This window comes from Streptomyces sp. NPDC003635, from assembly GCF_053587635.1.
This window is the reverse complement of sequence record NZ_JBSFOK010000012.1, coordinates 152,103-171,239: the sequence shown is the minus strand read 5'-3', so window position 1 is coordinate 171,239 and position 19,137 is coordinate 152,103. Positions and strand designations below refer to the sequence as shown.

Below are 19,137 nucleotides of genomic sequence, written 5' to 3'. Positions count from 1 at the left end.
CACAAGCACCGGCGAGCACCACGACGAGAACCACCGAACACCACCACAAGCACCGGCGAGCACCACGACAAGCACCGCCCAACACCACCACAAGCACCGGCGAGCACCACGACAAGAGCCGCCCAGCACCACGGCGAGAACCGCCCAGCACCACCACAAGCACCGGCGAGCACCACGACAAGCACCGCCCAGCACCACGGCGAGAACCGCCCAACACCACGAACAAAGCCGCCGAGCACCCACGCGAGAACCGGCGGACGCTGCCCCTCCCCTCTCGAACACGTGTCGACGGCAGCTTGAGCGCCCCCTGTTGCGATCCCCGTCGAACGACCGCCGACGTCCCTCGCTCGCGGAAGGAAGCCCTCTGTTGACCACCGACCCCCAGCTGACGCTGTTCTGTCTCGCCCACGCGGGCGGCAGCGCGCATCCGTACATCCGGCTCGCGGCCGATCTGCCGGACCACGTCTCCGTCGTACCGCTGGAACTGCCGGGGCACGGCACCCGGGTGCGCGAACCCCTGCTGCACGGCCTCTCCGCCCTGACCGAGGAGGCGGTACGGCTGATCGGCGAGCGCCGGCACGAGCCGTACGCGATCTTCGGGCACAGCTTCGGCTCCCTGCTCGGCTACGAGGCCGCGCGGGCGCTGACGGCCCAGGGCACTCCGCCGGAGCTGCTGCTGGTGTCCGGCCGCAACGGCCCCACCGAGCCGCTGTCGCACCGACCCTTCCACCATCTGCCCGACGAGGGCTTCGTGCAGGGACTGCAGCGCATCGGCGGACTGCCCGAGGCACTGCTCGCCGAGCCGGAGCTGCTGAAGTTCTATCTGCCGGCCATCCGGACCGACCTGAAGGTCGTCGAGACCTACACGCACGCCCCCGGTCCGCGGCTGACGATCCCGGTGACCGCGTTCGCCGGGCGCAAGGACGTCCTCACCGATCCCTCCTCCATGGCCGCGTGGTCCCGGATCACCACCGGGGTCTTCGACTTCACGCTGGTCTCCGGCGGCCATTTCTTCCTCCAGGAGCCCGAGTTCAGGGCCGCGCTGGGGGCTCGGCTCACCCGGTTCGCGGCCGGCTCCCGGCGCTTCGTCGCCGCCCGTGGCGAGGTCGCCCGAGCGGTTGCCGAGTGAACCTCCACCGACAGCGCCCAGCATCGGCGCCTGTACGGCTCTCCCCCCACGACCACGTCCGAGACCAACAGGAGGCCCCAGTGGCGGCGCTGTCCCATGAAGAGATCCGTCGCAGGATCGGCGAGTACATCGAGCAGCAGTTCCTCGGCGAGAGCGAGGTTTCGGAGCTGACGGACGACACCCCGCTGCTGGAGTGGAGCGTCCTCACCTCCATGAACACCTCCCTGCTGCTCTCGTTCATCCGCACCGAGCTGGGGGTCGTCGTGCCCCCGACGCACATCACCGGCCGGAACTTCGCAAACCTGGCGGCCATCACGGACATGGTCTACTCCCTGGCTCCGCAGCCCGCTGCCTGAACCGACCGAAGGAAGAGAGAGCATCGTGGACGCACAATTCGACGTCGCAGTCATCGGCGGCGGCCCCGCGGGATCGACCGTGGCCTCGTACCTGGCCAAGGCCGGGCTGTCTGTGGCCGTGTTCGAGGCGGAGAACTTTCCTCGTGAGCACGTCGGCGAGTCCCTGGTCCCGGCCACCACCCCGGTGCTCCTGGAGATCGGGGCCATGGACAAGATCGAGGCGGCCGGCTTCCCGAAGAAGTTCGGCGCCGCCTGGACCTCCGCCGAGGACCGCGACATCAACCACAACGGCTTCCGCGGCCTGAACCACGACTTCCGCGCCGCCGAGGTCCTGTTCAGCGAGCGCGATCAGGACGGCGTGGACCGCGACCACACCTTCCACGTCGACCGCAGCAAGTTCGACCACATCCTCCTCAAGCACGCCGAGGAGCTGGGCGCCAAGGTCTTCCAGGGCGTCCGGGTCGGCAAGGTCGACTTCGACGGCGAAGTGCCGTCCGTGGAGGTGAAGGTCGGCTCCTCGTCGACGCTCATCACGGCGAAGATGATCGTGGACGCGAGCGGCCGCCAGACCCGTCTGGGCAACCAGCTCAAGCACAAGATCCCGGACCCGGTCTTCAACCAGTACGCCGTGCACACGTGGTTCGACGGTCTGGACCGCAAGGCCCTCGCCGTCAACAAGGACCAGGCCGACTACATCTTCATCCACTTCCTCCCCCTGCTCGACACCTGGGTGTGGCAGATCCCGATCACCGACACCATCACCTCGATCGGTGTCGTCAGCCAGAAGAAGCGGTTCCAGGAGTACGGCGGCGACCGCGAGAAGTACTTCTGGGAGACCGTGGCCTCCCGCCCGGAGCTGCTCGACGTGCTGAAGAACTGCGACCAGGTCAAGCCGATGAAGACGGAGGGGGACTACAGCTACGGCATGAAGCAGATCGCCGGCGACAACTACGTCCTCATCGGCGACGCCGCCCGCTTCGTGGACCCGATCTTCTCCTCCGGTGTCTCCGTGGCGCTCAACAGCGCCCGGCTCGCGGCGAAGGACATCATCGCCGCCGCCGAGGCCGGCGACTTCAAGCACGAGCGCTTCGCCGCCTACGAGAACAAGCTCCGCAAGGCGGTGGGCTACTGGCACCGCTTCATCGAGGCCTACTACCGCCTCAACATCCTGTTCACGGCCTTCGTGCAGGACGACCGCTACCGGCTGGACATCCTCAAGATGCTCCAGGGCGACGTCTACGACGACCAGGAGCCGAAGGCCCTCTCCGCGATGTGGGAGATCATCGAGGCCGTGGAGAACGACCCGACCCACCTGTGGCACCCCTACCTGGGCCAGCTGAGGTCGCCCACCGCCGCGCCCAGCTTCTGATCTTCCCGGCCCTCCCCCAGCCGGGAGAGTGCCAGAGCTGGAGCGCACGAACCGGCCGCGTACCTTCTCCGGAACTTCCGGGGAGGTACGCGGCCGGTACTGCTTTGTCCGGACCGCGAGGGCCGGGGCCGCAACGGCCAAAGCCGCGAAAGCGGCGCGCGCACAAGGCGCGCGCCGCTTCAGGCCGCACGTGCGTGTGCGATGACGGTGAGCAGGGCTCGCGGGGTGGGAGCGTCGGCGACGATCGTGTCGGGCAGCATGAGCCCGTACTCGCGCTTGAGCCGCCCCGTGACCTGGAGCAGTGCCAGTGAGTCGTATCCGAGCCGGTAGAACGGTGTGTCGACGACGTCCTCGGCCTCCAGGTCGACGCCCTCCGGGACGCCGGCGCTGTCCGCCAGGAGCCGGAGCAGCTCGGAGAGGGTGAAGCGGTCGTTGGGGTCCGCTGTGGTCATGGGTGGGTGCCTCCTTGGGATGCGGTGAACGGTGAAGGGGGGCGGTACGGGGGGTGCCGCGAGGGCACGTGGTGCGCGGCGAGCCGACGGCTCAGAGCCGGCCCAGCAGCACACCGAGCAGGCTCTGGTCGAGCGTGGTGTCGGCGGCCGTGTCGGCCGCGGCGCCGAAGCCCTCGTCGCGCAGGGCGGCGCTCACCACGTAGTCGGACTCCAGGGCGTAGGTGCCGAAGCTCCACTCCGGGCCGGTGCCCGGGGAGCCGTCCGGGCGCTGCAGCCGGATGCGCGCGTCGTCCAGGGTGAAGCCGAACTCGGTGAAGCGGAAGCGCAGTCCCTGGCCGATGGCCTTGCTGTACGCCTCCTTCAGCGTCCAGAGCCGGACCAGGGCGCTGTTGCGGGTCTGCTCGGGCACCGAGTCCAGCAGCGCCCGCTCGTGCGGCGTGCAGGCCTGGAACTCGACACCGGTGCCGACCATCGGGCGCTCGGCGCGCTCCACGTCCACGCCGAGCAGTCCGCGCCGGGTGACCCCGACGACCATGACCTCCTCGGTGTGACTGAGGCTGATGTCGATCTGGTCGCAGCCGCGCAGGTACGGCCGGCCACCGGGTTTGTACGCCAGGTCCACCGCCTCGGGGCGGCTGGCCAGCACCTTGGCCGCGGTGTGCTTCAGCAGCAGCCGGGAGGCGAGGAAGCCCTCGCGGACCCGGCGGTGGCTCAGCCGTTGGAAGCGGCCCCAGTCACGGGGGCCGAGCAACGGGCGCAGAACCCTTTCTCCTGTGTCCTCCGGAAGCCAGTCGGCGACTCTGCCGTAGGTCACGACGGTGCCGCGGGTGGCCAGCGGGCGCAGGACCTCGTCCCACTGACCGTCGGGTCCGGTCACGAGCACGGGGGCTCCGGCGGCGGGAGCGGCCATCAGACGGCCGCCTTCACCAGGCGGTCGCGCAGATAGGCGACGAGGGATCCCACGGACGTCATGCTGTCGATCATGTCCGGCAGGGACAGCTCGCCCAGCTCCGGAACGGCCTGCTCGACGCGGTACTTCAGCTGCATGATCAGGACCGAGTCGAAGCCCAGGTCCTCCCGCAGCAGCGAGTCCGTGCCCACTTCGGCCACCGGGTCGTCGATGACCCGCCGCACCGCCTGGACCACCGCGGAGATCAGATCGCCTGCCTGCTCGGCGGCGTGTGTGTCGTCGGCGTGCGCAGTCATGGGCCGTTTCCTTCCGGTCAGGACTTTGCGAGATGCGTCTCGTACAGGTCGTAGGAGCGGTGCTGCTCGTAGCGTTCGAGGACCGCGTCGAAGAGACGCTTCTCGACGACCTCCTGCGGAGCCTTCGGTACGTCGAGTCCCAGCAGGACGCCCAGGCGGTGCAGGGCGCCGGTGATCCACGCCGGGTCGGCCAGGAAGGTGCCCGGCCGGGCTTGGTGGTGCTCGCGCCAGACGCCGAGACTGGCCGCGGCGGCGCAGACCAGCGCGTAGCGGTCGGTGAGGGCGAGGGTGTCGGGGGTGGAGAGGCCGTCGCCCGGGGTGATCCTGGCGAACCGCTTGCGCAGCTCGCGCAGCTCCCCGAGGAAGGCGGTGACCAGTTCGCCCAGGTCGCCGTCGAGGTCGGCGCAGGCGCCGAGGACCGGGACGATCGGGTCGGAGACGCCGGCCGGGGTGAGCGCGCCGAGGTCGGCGGGCGGCAGGTCCTCCCAGGGCCGCAGCAGTGCGGCCGGCGGCGCCTCGTCCTGGAGCCAGGAGTTGCGGGCCAGATGCGGCAGTTGGGCGACGAGCATGGCCTGGCGGGCGGCGGTGCCGGCGTGGCCCTGGACGAGCAGCGGCAGATCGCGCACCATCCGCCCGAAGGCGCCGTAGCGGCCCTTGGCGTCGAAGTACGCCTCGCCCAGCACGGTGGACAGATCGTGCGCGGAGTCCTGGAGCAGCTTGGGCACGGTGTAGGCGGCGGCCGCGGCGCAGGCGCTCACCCGGTCGGGGAGCAGATGGATGCCACGGGCGGCGGCCAGGGCGATGCTGTCGCTGATCAGCAGGTCCAGCAGGGCGCCGGTCAGCACCTCACGCCCGTACGACGACCGGAGCGGACCGTAGGGGTCATCGGCGCGGTGTTCCGCGGCGAACCGCATGGCCGTGCGCAGCATGGTGTCACCGGCGGCGATCAGCACGGAGGGCAGCAGCGCCCGGGTGACGACCGAGCACCGGACGGCCAGTTCCATGCCCTGGCCCGCGGCGCCCACCACGGCCTCGTCCGGGACGGGGCAGTCGGAGAACTCCAGACCGCCGAACTCACAGCCGTCGAGGCCGACGGTCCGGTAGCGGTGGAGGGTGCGCAGCGCGCCCTCGGGCAGGATCTCGCGGTCGATCAGCACGATCTCGTGCGTGCCGTCCTCACATCCCGCGATGACGGTGAGCCCGCGGGCCCGGGCGTAGTTGCACACGGCGGTCTTGGAGCCGTCGAGCCGTCGCCGGCCCTCGGTCCGGCGCAGCGTGAACTCGTCGCGCACGAAGTCGTTGGCGTGCGTGACGGCGGGGCGGGCGACCGCGATGCGGCCACCGCCGAGCAGCAGCGCGGCGGCCCACTCGCGCTGCCCGGTGTCTCCGGCCGTCCAGACGGGGGTGGAGGCGAAGAAGCAGTTGAGCCCGTAGCCGAAGCCGAGCGAGATGTCCTGCCGGCAGGCGGGCCGTACGACCCGGCCGAGTCCGTCGATCCGCTCGAGCCGGCCGCCGAACTCGGCGGGCACGAACTCGGCACCGAACTCACAGTCGTCGAGGACGCGTTCGGCGCGGACGATCTCCTCCGGACCGATCACCCGGTCCCCGAACGGAGCGAGGGCCCGCTCCAGTTCGTCCGTCCGGCTCCGGATCCGTCCCTCGGCCGTGGTCGCATGCGCAGCTCGCTCCACCGGATGTCACTCCTCGCGGTCCGTAGGTCCGATCCGCCCTCGCGCGGGCCCCCACCCGCACGAGAACGAACCAAGCCTCCGCCGCACCGCTCAAGCCCTGGTGGACTGCACCTTCACCTCCGCACGGGCATATGCCCAGCTCAGATTCCCCGTCCGGCGGCCCCGGACGGCTCAGCCCCGTGCCGACCCCCCGCCCGGCGGCCGTAACCACGCCACCCTCGCGCCGCGGGTGTCGGCGACCCGTTCCACGGGATCACCGAGCACCAGTGCGTCCAGGGCCTGCCGCAGCCGTTCCCGCTCCTCGTGCGGAGCCCCGGCGCAGCCGTCCAGCAGGGACACCGCCCGAAGACCGTGCCGTCGGGCCTGCACGGAGAGGCCATGCCCCGGCCCCACCTCGGCGCACAACAGCGAGCCGAGCGTGGCCAGTTGATCGAGCGCCGCGTCCAGCAGCACCGGACGGGACGGCTGCAGCGCCCAGAACTCGGGATCCACGGCCCGCTCGGGCTCGGGCCGGCCGCCCACGCTCCCGGACAGCAACGGCGTATGCGGAAGGGTGAACGCGGACGCCTGGAACTCCGGCAGGGTGTCGAGGCACGCCTCGGCGACCAGCGGACCGTGCAGTCCCGCGGGCACCTGCACCCGCATCCACGTCAACCCCGCCTCCTCCAGGGCCCGTCGGGTGGCGGCGAGCCCGAACTCCGAACCGGAGACGAGCGTCTGGCCCGGCCCGTTGCACGCGGCGACCACCGCCCCGCCGCGCAGCAGGGGTGTCACCGCGGGCGGCGCCGCGGCGACGGCGAGCGCCCCGCCGGCCGGTGCCCCGGCGAGCGCCTCGGACTGCACCGAGACCAGCCGCACCGCGTCGGTCAGCGGAAGCACTCCGGCCTGGACGGCGGCGACCATCTCGCCGACACTCTGGCCGAGGACCGCGCCGGGGCGCAGCCCTCGGTCCCGGACCGTCTCGCTGAGCGCGTGGCAGACCGCGAACAGCAGCGGATGCACCTCGGCCACGGTGCGCAGCCGCGCACCGGAGGACCACAGTCGGTACAACCGTTCCCCGGCCTCGCCCAGCAGCCCCAGGACCGTGTCCATGGCCGTGGTGAACGCGGGCTCGTACCGGTACAGGCCGTAGGCCATCGCTGGGTACTGGGCTCCCGCACCGGGCAGGAGCAGCGCAACCGGCGGCACGGATGCGTCAGTACCGGCCCGGCGCCCGCACTCTGAAGAGCGAGAGCGGCTGGTCCAGCCGTAGTTCGGAGGAGGAGTCGAGCAACGCCCCCTGGAGCGACTGCAGTTCATAGCTCGGGTCGAGCCCGAGCTCCCCGGCGAGCACATCGCGCAGCCGCTGGTAGACCTCCAGCGCCGTGGTGCGCCGCCCGGCCCGGTACAGGGCGAGCATCAACTGCAGATGGATGCCCTCGTGGAGGGGGTGCCGCGCCGCGAGCCCGAACAGCTCGCCGATGATCTCGTGGTGGCGTCCGAGGAGCAGATCCGCCTCGATACGGCGGCACAGTATGCCCATGCGGGACTCCTCGAGGCGGGTCACCTCGACGTCCAGCACCCGGCCGCACTCCACGTCGGCGAGGGCGGGGCCGCGCCACAGCGACAGCGCCTTGCGGAACAGGTCCGCCGCCGCCTCGTAGTCCCCCTTCTCCAGGGCCCGATGACCGCCGCCGGAGAGCCGCTCGTACTCCCGGACGTCGACGGAACCGCCCTGGGTCTCCAGCAGATAGCCGCCGGGCTGGGTCACGAGCACACTTTTCGCGCCCAGAGGCATATCCGGTGATGGGCCTCCGATGGCGGAGGTGATAAGGTTCCGAAGTTGAAGTATGTACGTCTGCAGGGTTGTTGCCACGCTGGGCGGTGGGGTCTCGCCCCAGACCTCCTCCACCAGCATCCCGACGGAGACGGGACGGTCAGGGTTGAGGGCCAGTACTGCGAGAACCTTGCGTGGCTTGACCGCGGAAGGCACCACAGACTTGCCGGTCTGCATCACTCTGCATGCGCCGAGCACTTCGATGTCCATCGGCATCCTCTCTGTTGCCTGTGCATTCCACTGCTGAAGTTCCGCAGCATGGGGAAACACTGGATGAGGTGCCGGTCGCGCGATGCCCCGCGTGACCGGTCACGTGATGGTCCGGCGAGCAACCGGAGGTGTGCTCAACTCGGACTGAAGTCGGCCTGGAAGGCGGGTACTCGGGGATACAGCGGCCGGATGCCGCCGCTCCGGAGGAGCCCTCGCATGGCCGAGCGCTGAAGCTTGCCACTGGTGGTGCGCCGTACCACGCCCGGCCGGACGAGCAGGATCACGGCGTCGGGGATTCCGAACTCCCCGTCGAGATAGGTCTGTACGGCCTCGGCGAGCGACGGCAGTTCGCCGTCGAGGAGGCCGTTCTCGCGCACTTCCTGTATCACGATGAGCCGGTCGCGTTCCGGCCCCGTGGTCACTGCCGCCGTGACCCCGAACAAGGGGTTCAGGCCTTGGACCGAGGTCTCGATGTCCTCCGGCGCGACATCCACCCCGTTGACGACGACACCCTCCTTGAGCCGGCCGATCACGAACAGCTCGCCGTGATCGTCCACGGCACCCAGGTCGCCGCTACGCAAAAACGATCCATCGTGCGCGGACGTGACCGCTCCGAAACTCTCCTCGGTCTCGGCGCGGCGCCGCCAGTAGCCCGAGGCGACACTCTCGCCCCGGATCCAGATCTCGCCCACCCGCCCCGGCTCCAGCACCTGCCGGGTCTCCGGATCGACGATACGTATCTGCACTCCGTACGGCCGCCCCACGCCGACCAGGGTCCGGCTCCGGGAGCCGTTCCGTGGTGCGGTCATGCGCCCGGCGGCGAGCGCGACGGGATCCACCGCTCGTTCCGCGGGCGGCTGCCCGGGACTGCCGCCGGTCACCAGCAGGGTCGCCTCGGCCAGGCCGTACGCGGGGTAGAACGCCTCGGGCCGGAAGCCGGCCGGGGCGAACCGCTCCGCGAAGGCGGCCATGGTGGCCTCCCGCACGGGTTCGGCGCCGTTGACGGCGACCCGCCAGGAGGACAGGTCGAGCCGCTCCACCTCCTCGTCCGTCGCCGCCCGCACGCACATGTCGTACGCGTAGTCCGGTCCGCCGGACACGGTGACGCCGTACGCGTCGATCATCCGCAGCCAACTGAGCGGCCGGATGGCGAAGGTGGCGGCCGGCATGAGCACACCGCGGGCGCCGAGGTGGAGCGGGTGCATCAACTGCCCCACCAGACCCATGTCGTGGTACGGCGGCAGCCAGCCGCCGATCACCGAGTGCTCGTCCGTCCCGAGGGCCCGGGTGATGGCCTCCTGTCCGGCCAGCAGATTGCGCTGGCTGAGCAGGACGCCCTTGACCTGGGTCACCGATCCGGAGGTGTACTGGATGAGGGCGGGGTCGTCGTCCGCCGCCACCGTCGGCCGCCAGTCCTCCGGGTCCGGCAGCGCGGCCCGGTCCGCCGCGAGGCACACCAGGTCGCTGCCCGCGAAGAGCCGGGACAGCTCGGCCGCCACGGCGGAGTCGGCGAGCGCCAGCGCCACATCGGCGTCCTTGGCGATGGCGGTCAGCCGGCGGACATTGCGCCCGCCGTCCAGCGGGGACGGACAGGGCACCGCGGTCGCACCGGCGTAGAAACAGCCGAGCAGCGCGGCAATCTGCAGCGGACCCTCACAGCTGGGCAGCAGGACCCGTTGGTTCGCGCCGCCCCGCGACTGCACCCAGGCCGCCAACTGGCGTGCCTGACGGTCGAGTTCGCCGTACGTCAGATTCCGGACCGGAGAGCCGGGTTCCTCCTGGGCGGGCGCGGTTGACTCGGCACCGACGAAGCTGAAGGCCTCACGGCTGGGATCCGCCGCCTCCATACGACGCCGTAATGCGCCAAGAAAACCACCCATTTCGAACCGCCCCCGTTCGACTCAATGGCGCGAAGCTAACGGCCGATGCTCAAGAAACGCATGACCGCTCCTCGACTCCCGGACGGGTGTCGGACGCGTGAGACGCATCATAACGAGGGACAATGGCCCGGCGGTACGGGTAATTCATGACGTGTTGAGGAATCGATCCGGTCGGATCCTGTCCGCGATTCCCCACCGCACCCGCGCTGAACTTGGCAAGTATCGCTCGGAGTCTCCCCGTCCGGATCAGAACGGAAGCCCGAAACTCGCGACTTGGGCGCGATCGAACCCCTCTTCGATCTCCACCGAGGGGCGGTTTGGGCCCGAGATCCGACTGAGCGCCCCTTCAGTGCGGGGGTCCACCGGGCCGTGACCGAGGACCCGCACCGCGTTCGGGAACCAAATCATTGCCGTATCAACCACTCTGAAACCCGCGCGAGTTGAACTCTTGAGCAAGGTGCGGGGCCACCAGAACGAGACCATCCGGTCCGGTGCCGGTCCCCGGCGCTCACTCGGGCGGCAACTCGCCGCGAAGGCGCGTTTCTGATCGATCCAGGGGTGCGGCTCGGCGTCCGCCGCGACCGCCACCGCGGTGACCACGACCCGACCGCGCAGGGGGCGGCCGGCTCGTTCAGTAGCTGTCGCAGGTCTCTCGGACGTGGTCCTCCCCCCCGGCGGGCGCGAGATCCAGGTCCCGCCGGACGATGCTGATCTCGTCCGCCCAGCCCTGGCAGGCCTTCTCCATGCCCCGGTCGGTGTACTCGATCACAATCATGTGTCGGCCGAACTCCGCCGCGTACTCCCCGCATTCGTCGTACTGCCCGCACTCCTCCACCACCGCGAAGTCGACGCCGACCTCCTCGCGGTCCGGGGCCAGCTCCAGGGTGTTCTTCTGGGCGATGGCCAGCCCCTTCTCGTGCGCGTGCCGGGCGAGGAGGGAGAGGAACGCCTTCGCGTCCCGCGCGGTCAGCAGCCCGCGCGGGGCGCGGGTGTAGCTGTCGTAGTTGTCCGGCTCGACGGCCCGGTACCCCTTGGCCGCGCACGCGTCGATCCAGGAGTTCACCTTCCGGGCGATCCGCTCCCGCTTGGCCTCGGTGCGGATGTCCAGCATCGCCTCCCCCCAGTCCGCGTCCATGACGACGGCACCCGCCTTGTCGCGGAGGAGCAGATCGGGGTCCCACTCCCGCTCCGCGCCCGGCTGTGCCTGGAAGGCGTTGACGTAACAGATGTTGTAGAGCCCGCGCGCGGGCGCCGCCGTATGGTCACGGGCGACGACGGACACCCCGGCCGGAGGCTCATAAGGAGCCTGGAGCTGATAGTCGAACCCGGCGCTCACGGGCGGCGGTGTCACGGTCGTGGGCGAGGGCGGCGCCCCGTCCGAGGCCGAGTCGTCCGCGGTACAACCCGCGAGCGCGAGACAGGTGGCGACGGCGACCGCCACGGCGAGGCGGCGGGGCAGGGCTCGGTGGCGCATGGTCGGTGCTCCGGTCGCGAGGGGGCGGGTGGTCATGACGCGAGGACGACGATCAGCACGCCGGCGCAGAGAAAGACCGCCCCGCCGGCCAGCAGGAGCACCCACATCCCGGTCATGTGCCACCACAGGTCCAGCCGTGCCGTCTCGGGGCGCCGCTCCAGGTACACGACCGGAACCTCCCGCCCGGTCGCGAGGGCGAGGCCGGTTCCGCGCATCCGGGGCGAGAACGTCTGGCGGGTGCCGGAGTCGTCGCGGAAGGCGATGACCGGCACCCAGTAGTGCTGGTCCTCGTCATGGACCCGCTTGTTGGCGACCACCCAACCCCGGACCCGCACTCCGGCCCGCCGCAACCGCCGCGCCAGCAGCGCGTCCCGCCAGGCGGCCCCGAACAACAGCAGGGAGGCGCCGGCACACAGCAGCGCCCCCACCAGCACTTTCACCGCCACGGTCCCCCCGTCCCGGTCAGCGACCCTTCGCGGCGGGCTCCAGAATCGCCACGCACTCCACGTGATGCGTCATCGGGAACAGATCGAACACCCGCAGCGTCCGCACCCGGTACCCGCCGTCCCGGAAGTACGCGAGGTCCCGGGCCAGCGCGGCGGGGTCGCAGGCCACGTAGGCGATGCGGCGGGCGCCCAGGGACGAGAGGTGTTCCACCGTCCTGCGGCCCGCTCCCGCGCGCGGCGGGTCCAGGACGACCAGGTCGACCTCGGTGATCCCGGTGCGCGGCAGCACCGACTCGACCTTGCCCTGCTCGATGCGGACCCGGTCGAAGTCGGCGAGGTTGTGCCGGGCGTCCTCCACCGCGCGCTTGCCGGACTCGATGCCCAGCACCGCGCCCTCGTCACCGAGGCGGTCGGCCAGCGCGCCCGCGAACAGGCCCACTCCGCAGTACAGGTCGAGCGCCATTTCGCCCTTGCGCGGCAGCAGCCCCTGCATCACCGCCGTCACCAGCGTGTCCGCCGCCTTCGGGTGGACCTGCCAGAAGCCGCCGCTGCCGACCCGGTGGGTACGGCCGTCGGCGCGTTCGCGGACAAAGGTGCGGCCGTGGACGCGGTGGACACCGCCGTCCTTCTCCTCCACCCGCATCACCGACACCGGCTTGTCCAGCTCGACGATCGGCAGGCGGGCGCCCGGGCGGGGCGTCAGGATCACCTGGCGGTCCTGCGAACCGGTCGCCGCGATCGCCTCGACCGACTCCATCCCCGCCCAGTTCCGCTGCTCGATGCCGAGTTCGCTCACGCCCTCGGCCGCGATCATGCAGTGCTCGATGGGCTCGACCTCGTGCGAGCGGTGCCGGCGCAGACCCGCCCGGCCGGACTCGGCCTCCACCGCGTACTGCACGCGCGTGCGCCACTGCGGGACCTGCCCGGCGGGCAGCTTGTCGCCCTCGGCGGGCATCACCGTGCCGTCCCAGCCGGCCTCCTCGGGCGTCAGCCCGGCGAGCCGCTTGAGCTGCTCCGCGACGACCTCGCCCTTCAACCGCCGCTGCGCGCCCGGCTTGGCGTGCTGCCAGTCGCAGCCGCCGCAGCGGCCGGGACCGGCGTACGGGCAGGGCGCCTCGACGCGGTCCTTGGACGCCGACAGCACCTCGACCGCGTCCGCGCGCAGGAAGCGGGCCCCCTCCTCGCCCTCGGTGACCCGGGCGACGACCCGCTCACCGGGCAGCGCGTGCCGTACGAACAGCACCTGGCCCTCGTCCGTGCGGGCGATGCAGTGGCCACCGTGGGCGACCGGGCCGACCTCGACCTCGTACGCCTCCCCCACCAGCGACTTCTTCGGTTCTGCCTGCATGGCGGGGTGACTCCAGATACGTCAGGGGAAAGGCCGGGACAACAGCCCACCAGTCTACGACTGTTTCGAGGACTCCTTCGCCCGTGTCTCCGCCGGACCACGCCGTACCGAACCCGGCGCGTTCCACTCCTGCCGCTTGCGGGCCCGCTTCTTGGCGACCTCGGAGGACTGGAGCTGGTAGGGCACCGACGTCACCATCACACCCGGCGTGAACAGCAGCCGGCCCTTCAGCCGCAGCGCGCTCTGGTTGTGCAGCAGATGCTCGTACCAGTGGCCCACGACGTACTCGGGGATGATCACGGACACGGCGTCGCGCGGCGACTCCCGGCGCAGGTTCTTGACGTACTCGATGATCGGCCGGGTGATCTCGCGGTACGGCGAGTCCAGGACCTTCAGCGGGACGTCGATGCCGCGCCGCTCCCACTCGGCCTTGAGGGCCTTGGTCTCGACGGGGTCGACGTTGACGCTGAGTGCCTCGAGGGTGTCGGTGCGCATCAGCTTGGCGTACGCGAGGGCGCGCAGCGTCGGCCGGTGGATCTTGGAGACCAGGACCACGGAGTGCACCCGGGAGGGGCGGACGCTGTCGTCGCTCGGGCCGTCGGGGGCGGCGATCTCCTCGGAGACCCGGTCGTAGTGCTTCCGGATCGCGCTCATGGTCACGTAGAAGATCACCATGCCGAGCAGGGCGACCCAGGCGCCGTGCGAGAACTTGGTGACGAGGACGACGACCAGCACCAGGCCGGTGAAGAAGGCGCCGAAGGTGTTGATCGCCCGGGACCGGATCATGTGGCGCCGCTTGGCCTGGTCCGTCTCGGTGCGCAGATGGCGGTTCCAGTGCCGGACCATGCCGGTCTGGCTGAGCGTGAAGGAGACGAACACGCCGACGATGTACAGCTGGATCAGCCGCGTGGAGTCGGCGCCGTAGATCCACACCAGCAGGGCGGCGGCGCCGGCGAGGAGCACGATGCCGTTGGAGAAGGCGAGGCGGTCGCCGCGGGTGTGGAGCTGGCGGGGCAGGTAGCGGTCCTGGGCGAGGATCGAACCGAGCAGCGGGAAGCCGTTGTACGCCGTGTTCGCCGCGAGGAAGAGGACCAGGGCCGTGGCGGCGGCGAGCAGCACGAAGAAGAAGGTGCCGTCGCCGAAGACGGCTGCCGCGACCTGCGAGATCACCGGGTTCTGGACGTAGTCGGAGCCGACCGGGACGCCGTCCTCGATGAGGTCCTTGGCCGGGTTCTCCGCCATGTGCACATCGGTGGCCATGGCGAGCCCGATGATGCCGCAGAACATGGTGACCGCGAGGCCGCCCATGAGGGCGAGGGTGGTCGCCGCGTTCTTCGACTTGGGCTTGCGGAAGGCGGGGACGCCGTTGCTGATCGCCTCGACGCCGGTGAGCGCCGCGCAGCCGGAGGAGAAGGCGCGCAGCAGCAGAAAGACCAGGGCGAAGCCGGCCAGCCCTTCGTGCTCGGGCTTGATCTCGAAGTCGGCGGTCGGGGCGGACATGGTCTCGTCGAGAACCAGGCCCCGGAACGCGCCCCACGCGATCATGATGAAGACACCGGCGACAAAGACGTACGTCGGGATCGCGAAGAGGCTGCCGGACTCCTTCACCCCGCGCAGGTTCATCAGTGTCAGCAGCACGATGATGCCGACGGCGCACAGCACCTTGTGCTCGACGACGAAGGGGATCGCGGAGCCGAGGTTCTCCACCCCGGAGGAGATGGACACGGCCACGGTCAGGACGTAGTCCACGAGCAGCGCGCTGGCCACGGTGAGGCCGGCCTTCGGGCCCAGGTTGGTGTTCGCGACCTCGTAGTCTCCGCCGCCGCTCGGGTAGGCGTGCACGTTCTGCCGGTAGGAGGCGACCACCGTGAACATCAGGACAACGACGGCGACGGCGATCCAGGGGCTGAAGTGGTACGCCGACACACCCGCGATGGACAGGACCAGCAGGACCTCGCCGGGCGCGTACGCCACGGAGGACAGCGGGTCGGAGGCGAAGACGGGGAGTGCGATGCGCTTCGGCAGGAGCGTTTCGCCCAGCCGGTCACTGCGCAGTGCGCGCCCGATCAGGATCCGTTTGGGCACGTCGGTCAGTTTGGACACAACAGAGGATCGTAGGCGTTCGAACGGGCTGCCGCCCACCCGCCACCCCACTCGAGCCCCGCCCCTGCTCTCCGGGTGAAATCGAGGGCGGCTCGGCTGCGGATTCCGCAGCTCACGAGATCGGCATGCCTATATGACTGAACCCGCCGGTTTTCCGCCGCCGTTGCCGCCTCTCGGAGGTCCCCATGGACACCACCGCCCAGTTGATCGGCGCCGCCGCCGCGCTCGTCCTCCTCGGAATCCTGACACTCGCGAGCGTGCGCAGCATCAGCCGGCGCTGATCGTTGCGAACTCGCGGCAACCGTGCACAGGGGTGCCGACGTCCTACCGCGCGTGTGTAGCTTGGGCGTCGATCTGAGACCCTGATCTGGCCGAGCAGTAACTCTTGACACGTGGAAGGACGGTCGTGCACATCGTCATCATGGGCTGCGGAAGAGTGGGTTCCGCTCTCGCCCAGACCCTGGAGCAACAGGGGCACACGGTCGCTGTGATCGATCAGGACCCCACCGCCTTCCGCCGCCTCGGTCCCGGTTTCGGCGGCCGCCGGGTCACCGGCATCGGCTTCGACCAGGACACCCTGCGCGAGGCGGGCATCGAGGAGGCCGGCGCCTTCGCCGCCGTCTCCAGCGGCGACAACTCCAACATCATCTCCGCCCGCGTGGCCCGCGAGATGTTCGGCGTGGAGAACGTCGCGGCGCGTATCTACGACCCCCGGCGGGCCGAGGTCTACCAGCGCCTCGGCATTCCGACGGTGGCGACCGTCCGCTGGACCGCCGACCAGATGCTGCGCCGGCTGCTCCCCTCGGGCGCCGAGCCGCTGTGGCGCGACCCCACCGGTGGCGTGCAGCTCGCCGAGGTGCACACCTCCCCGGCCTGGGTGGGCCACAAGATCAGCAGGCTCCAGGAGGAGACCGGCGTCCGCGTGGCGTTCCTGACCCGGCTCGGCGAGGCCATCCTGCCCAGTTCGCAGACGGTGTTGCAGGAAGGCGACCTGGTGCACGTGATGATGCGCACCGACGAGGTCGACACGGTCGAGGCGGCGTTCGCCAAGGGTCCCGAAGAGGAGGGCGGTCACTGATGAGGGTCGCCATTGCCGGTGCCGGCGCCGTCGGCCGCTCGATCGCGGGCGAGCTGCTGGAGAACGGCCACGAGGTCCTGCTGATCGACAAGGCGCCGACCGCCATCTCGGTCGAGCGCGTCCCGCAGGCGGAGTGGCTGCTGGCCGACGCCTGCGAGATCACGTCCCTGGACGAGGCGGCGCTCCAGCGCTGCAACGTCGTGATCGCCGCGACCGGCGACGACAAGGTGAACCTGGTCGTCTCCCTGCTGGCGAAGACGGAGTACGGCGTCCCGCGCGTCGTCGCCCGCGTCAACAACCCCAAGAACGAGTGGCTCTTCAACGAGTCCTGGGGCGTCGACGTCGCCGTCTCCACCCCCCGCCTGATGTCCGCCCTGGTCGAGGAGGCGGTGAGCGTCGGCGATCTGGTCCGCCTGCTGCGCTTCAGCCACGGCGACGCCAACCTCGTCGAGCTGACCCTGCCCGAGGAGTCGGCCCTGGCCGGCACCCAGGTCGGCGATGTGGAGTGGCCGCAGGACACCTCGCTGGTGACGATCATCCGCGGCACGCGGGTGCTCACCCCGACCAGGGACGACTCCCTGGAGGCGGGCGACGAGCTGCTGTTCGTGGCCGCGCAGGCCCGCGAGGAACAGCTGGAGGACCTGCTGTCGGTGCGCCGCGAGGAGACGGCCGAGTAGCGGTGACGACGACGAAGGGCGCCACGGGATCTCCCGGGGCGCCCTTCGCGCTGACTGCTCGGCCTGCTCAGTCGGACCGCGCGGCCTGCTTCTCCTTCTCGGCCTTCTCCGCCGCCTCCATCTCCGCGAACACGTCGATCGGAGCGGGCGCCTTGGCGAGGAAGACCCAGGTCAGCCAGACGGCCAGCAGGAAGGGCGGGATCTTCAGGGCGACCAGGACCCAGCCCAGTTGCTCGGTGTCGGCCCACCAGTACAGCGGGAAGAGGATCGCGCACTTGGCGAGCAGGATCGCGCCCCAGGCGTAACTCGCCTTGGCGTAGGCCTTCTTGCGGCCCGGGTTGCGGGTGCGCCAGGAGAGGTTCTCCTTGAACACCGGGCCGAGGATCAGACCGATCAGCGGGACGCCGCACAGAGTGGTGATGATGTACGCCAGGCCCAGGCCCAGTGTGTACAGCATGCCGGGCAGGTAGAAGTCCTTGGCGTTGCCGGTCATCATCGCGAAGACGACACCGAACGCGACACCGAAGACGCCGCTGAAGGCGTGCTTGACGGTGTCCCTCATCACCAGCCGGACGGCGACGAGCAGCAGGGACACCCCGAGGGCCGCGATCGCCGACAGGTGCAGGTCCTTGTTGATGGTGTAGATGGTGACGAACAGCAGTCCGGGCAACACCGTCTCGACCATGCCGCGCATGCCGCCGAAGGCCTCGAACAGCGCGTCCTGGGTCACCGCCCGGGAGTCGTGCTCGCCTGCTGCGGTGGTGTCTTCGGTCGGCTTGTCGAGCGACGTCACCGGCTACTCCCGTCCGAGCGGTCTCAGTTCGTATTTCGGGTTGAACAGCACCCGGCGGCCCCGGCTCATCGAGATCCGGCCCGACGCGATCAGCTTGCGCCCCGGCTCTATGCCCACGATGGAGCGTCTGCCGAGCCACACCACGTCCAGCGCGGCGGAGCCGTCGAAGAGTTCGGCCTCCAGGGCCGGCACTCCGGCACGCGGCCGCAGAGTGACCGTGCGCAAGGTACCAGTAACGGTGACTATCTGTCGGTCACGGCAGTCACCGATGCGTGTGCAGCCGGCCGTCTCGGCGTCCTCGCGCAGTTCCTCGGACTCCAGGTCCTCCTGCGACGAGGAGAGCCGGTCAAGCATGCGCCGGAACCGGCCCACCGGCTTCTCGGAACGAGGAACAGAACTCATGTCTGAAGCGTACCGGGGTGCACCGACAGCTACGTACCCGCGTGAGGAGGCTCTCGAACCACCGGTGAGTGTCTCGCGACTTGCCTAAAGCATTTAGGAAATTGCATGATTGCTTTCGGTGAACGAAAGGACGGTCATGGCGCGCGCAGGACTCACCCCCGAGCTGCTGACCCGGGCCGGGGCGGAGCTGGCCGACGAGGTCGGCTTCGACCGGGTGACCGTCTCGGCGCTGGCCCGGCGGTTCGACGTCAAGGTCGCGAGCCTGTACTCGCACCTGAAGAACTCCCATGACCTCAAGGTCCGGATCGCCCTGCTGGCCCTCGAGGAGCTCGCCGACCGGGCCGCCGACGCACTGGCCGGCCGGGCCGGCAAGGACGCCCTGACCGCGTTCGCCGACGTCTACCGCGACTACGCCCGCGGCCACCCCGGCCGCTACGCCGCCGCCCGCTTCCGTCTCGACCCGGAGACGGCGGCCAGGAGCGCGGGCGTACGGCACGCCCAGATGACCCGCGCCATCCTGCGCGGCTACGACCTGACCGAGCCCGACCAGACCCACGCCGTCCGCCTGCTGGGCAGCGTTTTCCACGGCTACGTCGAGCTGGAGCTGGCGGGCGGCTTCAGCCACAGCTCCCCCGACAGCGAGACCTCCTGGACCCGGATCCTGGACGCCCTGGACGCCACTCTGCGCAACTGGCCCTCAGCCTGAA

At 70.3% G+C, this 19,137-nt stretch carries 19 protein-coding genes; 6 read left to right on the top strand and 13 right to left on the bottom strand.

Annotated features, from left to right (window positions below):
* Positions 1 to 367: 367 nt before the first annotated feature.
* From ACWDRW_RS14655 to ACWDRW_RS14645, 3 genes are all read left to right on the top strand, one after another.
* A complete protein-coding gene (locus ACWDRW_RS14655) occupies positions 368 to 1,129 on the top strand; it encodes a thioesterase II family protein (protein ID WP_451723171.1) in 762 nt (253 codons plus the stop codon).
* A gap of 80 nt (positions 1,130 to 1,209) precedes the next feature.
* The gene (locus ACWDRW_RS14650; RefSeq protein WP_451723170.1) at positions 1,210 to 1,485 is read left to right on the top strand and encodes an acyl carrier protein; all 276 of its coding nucleotides are present in this window, start codon (positions 1,210 to 1,212) and stop codon (positions 1,483 to 1,485) included.
* Positions 1,486 to 1,510: 25 nt separating this feature from the next.
* Positions 1,511 to 2,854, top strand: coding sequence for an NAD(P)/FAD-dependent oxidoreductase (locus tag ACWDRW_RS14645; protein WP_451723168.1), 1,344 nt, complete (start codon positions 1,511 to 1,513; stop codon positions 2,852 to 2,854).
* A 179-nt stretch (positions 2,855 to 3,033) separates the two neighbouring features.
* On the opposite strand, the gene ACWDRW_RS14640 is transcribed toward ACWDRW_RS14645, so the two are convergent.
* The 11 genes from ACWDRW_RS14640 to ACWDRW_RS14590 form a co-directional block, all read right to left on the bottom strand.
* The gene (locus tag ACWDRW_RS14640) at positions 3,034 to 3,306 is read right to left on the bottom strand and encodes an acyl carrier protein (RefSeq protein WP_451723167.1); all 273 of its coding nucleotides are present in this window, start codon (positions 3,304 to 3,306) and stop codon (positions 3,034 to 3,036) included.
* Between the two features lie 91 nt (positions 3,307 to 3,397).
* Positions 3,398 to 4,216 carry a 4'-phosphopantetheinyl transferase family protein gene (locus tag ACWDRW_RS14635; protein WP_451723165.1) on the bottom strand — a complete coding sequence of 273 codons (819 nt, stop codon included), beginning with the start codon at positions 4,214 to 4,216 and terminating at the stop codon, positions 3,398 to 3,400.
* On the bottom strand, positions 4,216 to 4,512 hold the full coding sequence (locus tag ACWDRW_RS14630) for an acyl carrier protein (RefSeq protein ID WP_451723164.1): 297 nt from the start codon (positions 4,510 to 4,512) through the stop codon (positions 4,216 to 4,218). Before ACWDRW_RS14630 ends, ACWDRW_RS14635 begins: the two co-directional genes overlap by 1 nt.
* 17 nt (positions 4,513 to 4,529) lie before the next feature.
* Positions 4,530 to 6,203, bottom strand: coding sequence for an acyl-CoA dehydrogenase (locus ACWDRW_RS14625; protein ID WP_451723162.1), 1,674 nt, complete (start codon positions 6,201 to 6,203; stop codon positions 4,530 to 4,532).
* Positions 6,204 to 6,374: 171 nt separating this feature from the next.
* Entirely contained in the window at positions 6,375 to 7,391 is a 1,017-nt protein-coding gene (locus tag ACWDRW_RS14620) for an acyltransferase domain-containing protein (RefSeq protein ID WP_451723161.1), read from the bottom strand.
* A gap of 7 nt (positions 7,392 to 7,398) precedes the next feature.
* Positions 7,399 to 8,229, bottom strand: a complete 831-nt coding sequence (locus ACWDRW_RS14615) for an AfsR/SARP family transcriptional regulator (protein ID WP_399497419.1) — start codon at positions 8,227 to 8,229, stop codon at positions 7,399 to 7,401.
* Between the two features lie 134 nt (positions 8,230 to 8,363).
* Positions 8,364 to 10,076, bottom strand: a complete 1,713-nt coding sequence (locus ACWDRW_RS14610) for a fatty acyl-AMP ligase (protein WP_451723159.1) — start codon at positions 10,074 to 10,076, stop codon at positions 8,364 to 8,366.
* Positions 10,077 to 10,740: 664 nt separating this feature from the next.
* Complete coding sequence (locus ACWDRW_RS14605; protein WP_451723158.1) at positions 10,741 to 11,619, bottom strand: endo alpha-1,4 polygalactosaminidase; 879 nt, start codon at positions 11,617 to 11,619, stop codon at positions 10,741 to 10,743.
* The gene (locus ACWDRW_RS14600; protein WP_451723156.1) at positions 11,616 to 12,029 is read right to left on the bottom strand and encodes a DUF3592 domain-containing protein; all 414 of its coding nucleotides are present in this window, start codon (positions 12,027 to 12,029) and stop codon (positions 11,616 to 11,618) included. The genes ACWDRW_RS14605 and ACWDRW_RS14600 overlap by 4 nt, the downstream gene beginning before the upstream one ends.
* Positions 12,030 to 12,045: 16 nt before the next feature.
* The gene (locus ACWDRW_RS14595) at positions 12,046 to 13,377 is read right to left on the bottom strand and encodes a class I SAM-dependent RNA methyltransferase (protein WP_451723154.1); all 1,332 of its coding nucleotides are present in this window, start codon (positions 13,375 to 13,377) and stop codon (positions 12,046 to 12,048) included.
* 54 nt (positions 13,378 to 13,431) lie between these two features.
* Complete coding sequence (locus ACWDRW_RS14590; RefSeq protein ID WP_451723152.1) at positions 13,432 to 15,480, bottom strand: APC family permease; 2,049 nt, start codon at positions 15,478 to 15,480, stop codon at positions 13,432 to 13,434.
* Positions 15,481 to 15,886: 406 nt separating this feature from the next.
* Between ACWDRW_RS14590 and ACWDRW_RS14585 the strand changes: the two genes are divergently transcribed.
* Both ACWDRW_RS14585 and ACWDRW_RS14580 read left to right on the top strand, forming a co-directional pair.
* Positions 15,887 to 16,558 carry a potassium channel family protein gene (locus ACWDRW_RS14585; RefSeq protein WP_451723150.1) on the top strand — a complete coding sequence of 224 codons (672 nt, stop codon included), beginning with the start codon at positions 15,887 to 15,889 and terminating at the stop codon, positions 16,556 to 16,558.
* Positions 16,558 to 17,235: a potassium channel family protein gene (locus ACWDRW_RS14580; protein ID WP_451723148.1), complete on the top strand. Its 678-nt coding sequence runs from the start codon at positions 16,558 to 16,560 to the stop codon at positions 17,233 to 17,235. The genes ACWDRW_RS14585 and ACWDRW_RS14580 overlap by 1 nt, the downstream gene beginning before the upstream one ends.
* A gap of 67 nt (positions 17,236 to 17,302) precedes the next feature.
* Here ACWDRW_RS14580 and ACWDRW_RS14575 read toward each other — a convergent pair whose 3' ends face one another.
* Positions 17,303 to 18,028 carry a DUF3159 domain-containing protein gene (locus ACWDRW_RS14575; RefSeq protein ID WP_451723147.1) on the bottom strand — a complete coding sequence of 242 codons (726 nt, stop codon included), beginning with the start codon at positions 18,026 to 18,028 and terminating at the stop codon, positions 17,303 to 17,305.
* A 3-nt stretch (positions 18,029 to 18,031) separates the two neighbouring features.
* Positions 18,032 to 18,430 carry an OB-fold nucleic acid binding domain-containing protein gene (locus tag ACWDRW_RS14570; RefSeq protein ID WP_315882050.1) on the bottom strand — a complete coding sequence of 133 codons (399 nt, stop codon included), beginning with the start codon at positions 18,428 to 18,430 and terminating at the stop codon, positions 18,032 to 18,034.
* A 136-nt stretch (positions 18,431 to 18,566) separates the two neighbouring features.
* Between ACWDRW_RS14570 and ACWDRW_RS14565 the strand changes: the two genes are divergently transcribed.
* Positions 18,567 to 19,136, top strand: a complete 570-nt coding sequence (locus ACWDRW_RS14565) for a TetR/AcrR family transcriptional regulator (RefSeq protein WP_451723145.1) — start codon at positions 18,567 to 18,569, stop codon at positions 19,134 to 19,136.
* Position 19,137: the final 1 nt, after the last annotated feature.

Coding starts and splice junctions, on each gene's coding strand:
- ACWDRW_RS14605 (WP_451723158.1), bottom strand. CDS start 11,619: ATGACCACCCGCCCCCTCGCGACCGGAGCACCGACCATGCGCCACCGA.
- ACWDRW_RS14565 (WP_451723145.1), top strand. CDS start 18,567: ATGGCGCGCGCAGGACTCACCCCCGAGCTGCTGACCCGGGCCGGGGCG.
- ACWDRW_RS14610 (WP_451723159.1), bottom strand. CDS start 10,076: ATGGAGGCGGCGGATCCCAGCCGTGAGGCCTTCAGCTTCGTCGGTGCC.
- ACWDRW_RS14630 (WP_451723164.1), bottom strand. CDS start 4,512: ATGACTGCGCACGCCGACGACACACACGCCGCCGAGCAGGCAGGCGAT.
- ACWDRW_RS14635 (WP_451723165.1), bottom strand. CDS start 4,216: ATGGCCGCTCCCGCCGCCGGAGCCCCCGTGCTCGTGACCGGACCCGAC.
- ACWDRW_RS14580 (WP_451723148.1), top strand. CDS start 16,558: ATGAGGGTCGCCATTGCCGGTGCCGGCGCCGTCGGCCGCTCGATCGCG.
- ACWDRW_RS14640 (WP_451723167.1), bottom strand. CDS start 3,306: ATGACCACAGCGGACCCCAACGACCGCTTCACCCTCTCCGAGCTGCTC.
- ACWDRW_RS14595 (WP_451723154.1), bottom strand. CDS start 13,377: ATGCAGGCAGAACCGAAGAAGTCGCTGGTGGGGGAGGCGTACGAGGTC.
- ACWDRW_RS14570 (WP_315882050.1), bottom strand. CDS start 18,430: ATGAGTTCTGTTCCTCGTTCCGAGAAGCCGGTGGGCCGGTTCCGGCGC.
- ACWDRW_RS14615 (WP_399497419.1), bottom strand. CDS start 8,229: ATGGACATCGAAGTGCTCGGCGCATGCAGAGTGATGCAGACCGGCAAG.